A 7,361-nucleotide genomic window follows, 5' to 3' on the forward strand; every position below is an offset into this window, starting at 1 on the left:
ACGCTCTGCGCGTGGATATAAAAAATGGGCAGAAGATCTGGAGAATCATTCTGCCCATAAGTTGGTTGACCGTCTCGCTTAGCGACGGCGCTGCGGTTGTTGTTCGTCCTTGCGTGGTTCCGGCAGGTCTGACTGCATGCCCTGGCGCTGACGTCCCAGCCATTCGTTGGCCACTTCAAACTGCCGGCTTTGACGCAGGCCGGCCGAGAACTTGGGCAGTTCGGCCATCAATTTGGTTTCGTCCACGAGGATGCGTTCGCGCAGGTAAAGGATGATCCCGCCGTCGTACGTGGGGAGAAATACGCTGGCCGTCTTGGGCGTGAGGCTGAACGCGATGCGTTTGATGTCATTCAGATTCAACGCTTGTGGCAGCAGTTCGACGGAGCGCGTGCTGCGGGAGAAGGCGGGCAGGATCAACGGCTTTTGCTTTCCGGACAGGCAGATTTCCGTGAACGTCTTGTGTTGGCCCAGGCCGTTGGTCAGTGTGTTGTAGAAAATCCGGCCATAGGAGCGGGCTTGCGCCAGCGCTTCGGTTTGCTGGTAGTCTTTGGTGACCTTGGCAAGCACGGCCTCAAAGGGCGGCACTTCGCTTGGGAATTTCGCCTTGAGTGCGATCAGGAAAACGCCGTCGTCACCCATGATGGGGTTCAGGTTCACCGGTTCCTCCGGGGCGAGTGCAAAAGCCACGTCGGTGAACTTGGCCAGGACCTTCATGTCGGCGGGGCCGTCTTCGCGATCAAACGGGGCCGAGGTTTTTAACGTCAATTTGAATGGATCCGCCGCCGCCATTTGCGCCAAGTCCTCAATTTTCAGTTTGGCGCCACTGTCCGCTTTCTCGGAAAGCTTGGTGGCCAGGTCGTAGGCCTTTTTGCGCGCGGCATTCATCGCCTGCTCGTCCTTGATTTCCTTGCGGATGCGGACTTTGGCCACGTCGGGATCCAGCGCCTGGCCATTCTCGCGGTAGAAGTTCGTGCCGCGCTTCATGTAGATGGATTCCACGATGGCGTCTTTGTTGGTCAGCTTGTTGAACTGTTCTTCGGCTTCCACCATGAAGTTGGTGACCTCAAACTTCACATAGGCCAGTTGCACGCGGTCGTTCAGGCGGTATTCGGCCATGTGGTTGGTGTAGAATTCCTTGAGCTTGTCGGGCGCGGCCATGGGTACCTTCTCCAGGTAATTGGTCGCGGCGAAATGCACGAGTTCGGTGACCACTTCCTCGTTCTCGCGGCGGTACAGGGTCTTGGCTTCCTCGGGCGGGATGAGGCGTCCGGCGGTGCCAGCCACGGCGACGAGGTGGAGGATGCGGACTTCGTTGCGGAGAAACCGTTCGTAATCCGTCTTATTCAGGCCGTTGGGTTTGAGGATGACCCGTTCGAATTCATCCAAGGCCGCCTTGGGGTTCATCCCGCGGGCACCGAGGGCCTCCAAGTGGGATTCCGCCAACTCCACCAGTGTTTCCGGGTTGGCATGGATATTCATTTCCCGCACCTTCTCCAGCATGAACAGGCGGGAGTTGGCTTCGTTATAATCATCCCAGCCAAATTGGCGCGCGGTCTCACTGCGATCCGGCCATTGGCCAAAGCGGAAGAAGAACCGCAGTTTGGCCTCATGCATCACGTCCCGATATTCGTCATAAGTGACGTCCCGGTTGTTTATCTTCAGCCCTTTCTCTTTCCCCCCGTTTCGCGAAAAATAGCGATCGGGTGAAAAGAATATCACAAAGCTGGGGATCACCACTGCGATGACGGCCAGCCAAATCCACTTCTGATGTTGTCTAAATCCTGCAAACATAATCGTTTTTAAATATGGAGCGCGAAACGTAGCGCACTGTTTTCCCCCTTGTCGAGAGGTTTTTCATATTAAATGATGTGCGCGGCTGGCGGCGGCCAAGGCAAACACTGTGGCATAGGTCCTTTTGACCGCTGAAACATGGGTGTTTTTGCGTTAATTCCCGTGCAGGGGCAGCACGATGGCGTTGGGGTTGGGCAGCGCGTGTTTCAGGTCCGAGGGCAGTTCGGGGAGTTCCCGTTTGCCGGTCTGGTTGAAGTCGCCGCGCTGGAAGGCCGGAATGTCCAGATTGGCTCCGCACGGTTGCTGGCTGGGTCCGATCGCCAGGGCAGGGGAGGTCGGCGTTGGGCGGAGGTCCAGGGTCGTCGTCGCGGCCTGTTTCCAATTCCAGATCAGCGCGTCCCGGAATGGCGCGGCGGGCAGTGGCGGCTCAAATTGCACGACGTTCTCATCGGCTTTGGTGACTCGGCGCAGGAGGCCATCCCCATTGATTTCAATCTGGTCGCCGATCTCGAACTTAGCCGGGGCTCGCAGGGTCAGACGAGAGCGGGTGTTGGCGTCATCCCAGCGCACGGCGGCCTGAAAGAGTGGGGCGGCGCGGAATTGTGGGTTGGCGCGCCGGGAATGCGCCTCGCGCCCGAGCGCGGCGGCTTCCTCGGGGGTGAAGAGGGAACGCCATTTGGGTTTGGTGACTAGATAGATGGGCAGTTTGGCATCCTGCTGGTAAAGCAGGTTTTCCTGGCTCGTCAAAGTCTCGGCCAGCGTCAGCGGGTTATTCCACACGATGGAACGGTTGAGCCGATATTGATGGCCGGTGAAGGAAAACGCCCCATACCCGCCCAGGCCGATGGTGGATTGTTCAATCGTCCAATCATGCGAGTTGCCATGGCCGAAGATGACGGCGATGGCGGCGGTGCCCACGATGATGCTGTTGCGGATGGTGCTCCCGTCAATCTCCTCCGTCATGATGCCTTGGCCGCCCCAAAGCAGCACGTTATCCTCGACGACCAGCCGGTGTACGCCCCGATACGTTTGCAGGTTGTCCGGATGCCCCAGCAACAGGTGGTGATGGATGTAATTGCGGCGGACGGTGATGTCCTGCGATTCCGGTTCCCCGTCGGGTTTGCCGCTGACGTTCCCGGCAATATCCACGCCATCCACCAGGTTCAACGCAATCTCATTCTGCTGGACCAGGACGTTCTTGCTCGAAATCACCCCCACGCCGTTCGCGTTCGCCACCACAATGTTATTCTGCAACTGTATCTCCTCGCAACGCCGCACCGAAATCCCGTTCCGCTGGTTGTTATGCACGATGCAGCCTTGAATGTTCACGTGCGATGCGCCCGTCACCTCCACGCCCACCCCGCCCGAGCCGCACACCTCGAGCCCCGCCACGGTGATTTGCGTTGCCGGGTGGCCTTCCCGCCCGCTCACCAGCAGCAACCGCTGGGCTGCGCGCCGATACTGGGTCCGCTCCAAGTCCGCCACGGCCGCTGGCCGAAAGTACACGCGCACCCGCGGCGCGTCCAACTCCACAAACGCCCATTGCCCCACCTGCGTGATCAACCGGGGATGATTGACCAATTGGTAACGACCTCCTTTGCCCTGCAACGTGGCGCACACGCGGGCATCCCCGAGCTTCACCACGCCGCCCGCCGCCTCCAATCCCTTGACCCCGACCGTCGAGAAATAATTCCCCCGCGCCACATACACAAACGCCATCAGCGATTGCGGGCGGGCGACCACCTCCGCCGGCCAACCGGTGCCCGGCCCCGCGCCGTCCTTGAACGTCGCGGCTCCGGCATCCGGCTCCTTCACCGAGCGCATGGGCTGCTCAGCTCCGGGCCAGCGCGAGACCGGCTGCGGCGTCAGCCCCACATACAAATCGGCAATGGGCCCCTCGATCGTGGCGCTGTAAACCTCTCCCGCCTCCCGTTGCCAGCCTTGGATGGGGGTGAACCCGGACAACACCACCCGTTCCCCCGGCGCGGCGCGCAGGGCGATGGGTTTCTCCGGCGTGCCCGCCCCCTGGAGCGTCACCGTTTCCGCGTACGTGCCTTGGCGGACCAGAATCGTATCCCCCGGCAGCACCGACTTGGCCGCCGCGCTGATGGTGGCAAACGGTTGGGCGGGCGAGCCCACCCCACCGGCCGCCGCGCCGGCCTGCACCCACAACTCCCTGGCACTGGCGGTAACAACCAGCCCGCCGCACAACAGCGCGCCGACCCCGGCCATGCGCCAAGCCGTCTCATAGCAAATCAATCCAATGAGCTTCATGGCGGCGAGCCTACGCCGCAACCCGCAGCCTTGTCGAGCAAACAGTGACTGCCGGGCGGCCGCCGCGCACCAAAACTTTCTGACAAAAAACACTTGTCAGTCCTAAGCTGAATGGGTGCCTTCCGTGAAAATTCACTGGCAATCGAGCATGAATGGCATGTTTCCAGGTAGGATATTCGATGCAGTTTCCGCCCATACACCCGGCGGGACTACGGAAGCGCTTTCCAGCGTGAAGGGCACCCTTTTGTCATCCCCGCCCCAGCCAGGCCAAAAGCGTCCCCAGCGCGGCTGGGTGGACCCCCAGAACCGCTGGGGGGATCCCCAGCGCGGCTGGGGGGATCCCCAGAACCGCTGGGTGAACCCCCAGCGCGGCTGGGGGGATCCCCAGGACCGCTGGGGGGCCCCCCAGCACGGCTGGGGGGATCCCCAGGACCGCTGGGGGGCCCTCCAGCGGTGCCAGAAACCATCAAAAAACCATCAAAATGAGCGATTTCGCGCAAAAAAGCCCAAATTTGACCATTTTTGAATCTTTGCTTGCCCATCCCAGTAGTTTTGGCCATATTCCGCTCATGAAAATCACCTTAACAAATATAATGAAATACAACGCTGGCAGGTTGCGCCGCTCCGCTTTGGGGTTGGTCGCGCTGTCGGCGCTCAGTTTGATCACCGCTTTACCCGCCTCGGCCCAGACGGCCAAGCGCACCGTGGTGGTTTGGTCGGAACGCACCGCGCCCACCAATGTTTACCCCAAGGACATCAATGGCGCGATTGCCGAGGGGTTGCAAGGGTTGGCTGGCTGGGAGATCATCACTGCCAATATTGACCAACCGGAGCAGGGCCTGAGCGACGCGCTGTTGAAACAATGCGATGTCCTCATCTGGTGGGGACACAAACGGCACAAACAGGTCAAACCGGAACTGATCCAAAAAATCGAGCAGCGCGTGAAAGCGGACGGCATGGGTTTCATGGCGCTGCATTCCTCCCACTTCGCCGAGCCCTACAAGGCCATCATGGGCACTAAATGCAGTTGGGCGGAATACAAGGCGGATGGCACTTCTGTGAAAATTACCGTCAAGGAACCGAACCATCCGATTGCGCAGGGCGTGCCCAAAGAATTCGATCTCCCCAAGATTGAACGTTATGGCGAACCGTTCCAAGTGCCCACGCCGGAAGCCGTGGTGTTTGAAGGAATGTATAAGAAGCCCAACGGTGAAACCGCCATGGGCCGCATGGCCATGTGCTGGACGATGGGCAAGGGCAAAGTCTTTTACTTCACGCCGGGCCACGAAACTTACGACGACTTCTTCCGTCCCGAAGTTCGCCAGATCATGAAGAACGCCGTTCAATGGGCGGCGCCCAAGAAATAGTATTGGCCGTCCAACATGTGTTTTGACCAATGCCGGCATGGGATCCATGCCGGCATTATTTGTTCGTTATTGGTGAATGGAAAAACGAGTTTGTCAGGCGGCGGGAATGGGGGTAGCGTACCGCCTAATGAGCATGAGACATATCAGCAACGGCAGGCGGCTGGGGTGGTTATCCGCAGTCCTGGCGGTGCTTTGCCTGGCGCTGTGGAGTGCCGCTGCCGCCGCCGATCAACCGCAATGGGGGCACGGCTTCACGCGCAACATGATTTCCCTGGAGAAAGGTTTGCCGGATGCCTTCGATCCCGCCACGGGCAAGAACATCAAGTGGATGGCGCAATTGGGGACCGAGACCTATTCAACGCCGATCATCGCGAACGGGCGCGTCTTGATCGGCACCAACAACCGGCAACCGCGCGATCCACGCCACACCGGCGATCGCAGTGTGCTCATGTGCTTCGATGAAACGGATGGGAAGTTCCTCTGGCAATTAGTATCCCCCAAAATCACCAACAGCATCTATTGGGATTGGCCCAATGACGGGATGTGTTCGACGGTCACAGTGGAAAGCAACCGGGTGTACCTGGTCGGGAACCGTGGCGAGGTGTTGTGCCTGGACCTGGACGGCATGGCCAACGGCAACGACGGGCCGTTCCTGGATGAGGCGCGTCACAGCGTCCCTGCCGGGCAGGAACCCATTGCGCCAGGGGCGGCGGACGCGGATATTGTCTGGTTGTTCGACATGATCAAGGAATGCGGCGTGCGGCAGCATGATTCGGCGCATAGTTCCATTTTGTTGCTTGGGGATTATTTGTACGTGAACACGTCGAATGGCGTGGATGATTCGCATCGGCGGATCATGTCGCCCGACGCGCCCAGCTTGATCGTGGTGGATAAACGCACGGGCCGGCTCGTGGCCCGGGACAAGGAACGGATCGGACCGCGCATCTTTCACAGCACCTGGTCCGCGCCGGCCTTGGCGGAAATTCAGGGGCGGAAACTCATTGTCTTTGCCGGGGGTGATGGCGTGGTGTACGCCTTCGAGCCAATCAGCCAGGCTCCGCCCAACGGCGTAGTGCAGAAGCTCAAGAAAGTGTGGCAGTTCGATTGCGACCCCACGGCACCCAAGGAGAACGTCCACAAATACAACAGCAACCGCAAGGAAAGCCCCAGCAACATCAAGGGCATGCCGGTGTTCGACGGCGGCTGCATCTACGTGGCGCATGGTGGCGACCTGTGGTGGGGCAAGCACGAGGCGTGGCTGAAATGTTTCGCGGCCTCCGGGGAAGGAGACACCACGGCCACGGCGTTAAAGTGGTCGTATCCACTGGAACGACACTCAATGTCCACCCCGGCGGTGTGGAACGGACTGGTCTTCATCGCGGATTGCGGCAAAAAGGTGCATTGCCTGGACGCGAACACCGGGAAACCGTATTGGGTGCAGGAGACCGGCGGGGATATCTGGGGCTCGACGCTGGTGGCCGACGGCAAAGTGTATGTGGGCACCCGGCGCGGGGACTTTTGGATCTTTGAATGCAGTAAGGAAAAGAAAGTGCTGTCGCAAGCGGCCTTTGGCAGCCCGATCAATGCCTCGCCCATGGCAGCGAACGGGGTGCTCTACGTGGCGACGATGAAGAACCTCTACGCCATTCAGCAAGCCAGGTAGCGTGGCAGGGAGAAAATCGAAGCAAATTAAACCTGCCCTATTCCAGCCAGTGCAAAGGTCGTAAACGGAAGCGGAATGGGAAAATAAGCGTCCAGCAGTAGGTTGTACCATTCAGACGTTCATTCGATGAAGCCGGCCCGTGATGTATTTGCGCGTTAACGCTCGCCCCCCAAGGGTATTGGCCTGCGTGATTCGACATTGCTCCCATCGCTAAACTCAGAACACCGCATCTGCGCCGAATAATTTGATACCATTGGGGATTGGCG

4 protein-coding genes are annotated in these 7,361 nt (G+C 59.6%); 2 read left to right on the forward strand and 2 right to left on the reverse strand.

Annotated features, from left to right (window positions below):
- Window positions 1-78 precede the first annotated feature (78 nt).
- Both WCO56_14495 and WCO56_14500 read right to left on the reverse strand, forming a co-directional pair.
- Complete coding sequence (locus WCO56_14495) at window positions 79-1,791, reverse strand: peptidylprolyl isomerase (GenBank protein MEI7730779.1); 1,713 nt, start codon at window positions 1,789-1,791, stop codon at window positions 79-81.
- A gap of 153 nt (window positions 1,792-1,944) precedes the next feature.
- The gene (locus WCO56_14500; protein ID MEI7730780.1) at window positions 1,945-4,065 is read right to left on the reverse strand and encodes a right-handed parallel beta-helix repeat-containing protein; all 2,121 of its coding nucleotides are present in this window, start codon (window positions 4,063-4,065) and stop codon (window positions 1,945-1,947) included.
- 593 nt (window positions 4,066-4,658) lie between these two features.
- Between WCO56_14500 and WCO56_14505 the strand changes: the two genes are divergently transcribed.
- Window positions 4,659-5,432 carry a ThuA domain-containing protein gene (locus WCO56_14505; GenBank protein MEI7730781.1) on the forward strand — a complete coding sequence of 258 codons (774 nt, stop codon included), beginning with the start codon at window positions 4,659-4,661 and terminating at the stop codon, window positions 5,430-5,432.
- Between the two features lie 133 nt (window positions 5,433-5,565).
- Window positions 5,566-7,095, forward strand: a complete 1,530-nt coding sequence (locus tag WCO56_14510; protein ID MEI7730782.1) for a PQQ-binding-like beta-propeller repeat protein — start codon at window positions 5,566-5,568, stop codon at window positions 7,093-7,095.
- The last annotated feature ends 266 nt before the right edge of the window (window positions 7,096-7,361 follow it).

The organism is Verrucomicrobiota bacterium, assembly GCA_037139415.1.
Lineage (GTDB): Bacteria > Verrucomicrobiota > Verrucomicrobiia > Limisphaerales > Fontisphaeraceae > JBAXGN01.

Bases quoted from the DNA above. Each gene is read 5' to 3' on its own strand.
- WCO56_14495 (MEI7730779.1), bottom strand. From the start codon at position 1,791: ATGTTTGCAGGATTTAGACAACATCAGAAGTGGATTTGGCTGGCCGTC.
- WCO56_14500 (MEI7730780.1), bottom strand. From the start codon at position 4,065: ATGAAGCTCATTGGATTGATTTGCTATGAGACGGCTTGGCGCATGGCC.
- WCO56_14510 (MEI7730782.1), top strand. From the start codon at position 5,566: ATGAGACATATCAGCAACGGCAGGCGGCTGGGGTGGTTATCCGCAGTC.
- WCO56_14505 (MEI7730781.1), top strand. From the start codon at position 4,659: ATGAAATACAACGCTGGCAGGTTGCGCCGCTCCGCTTTGGGGTTGGTC.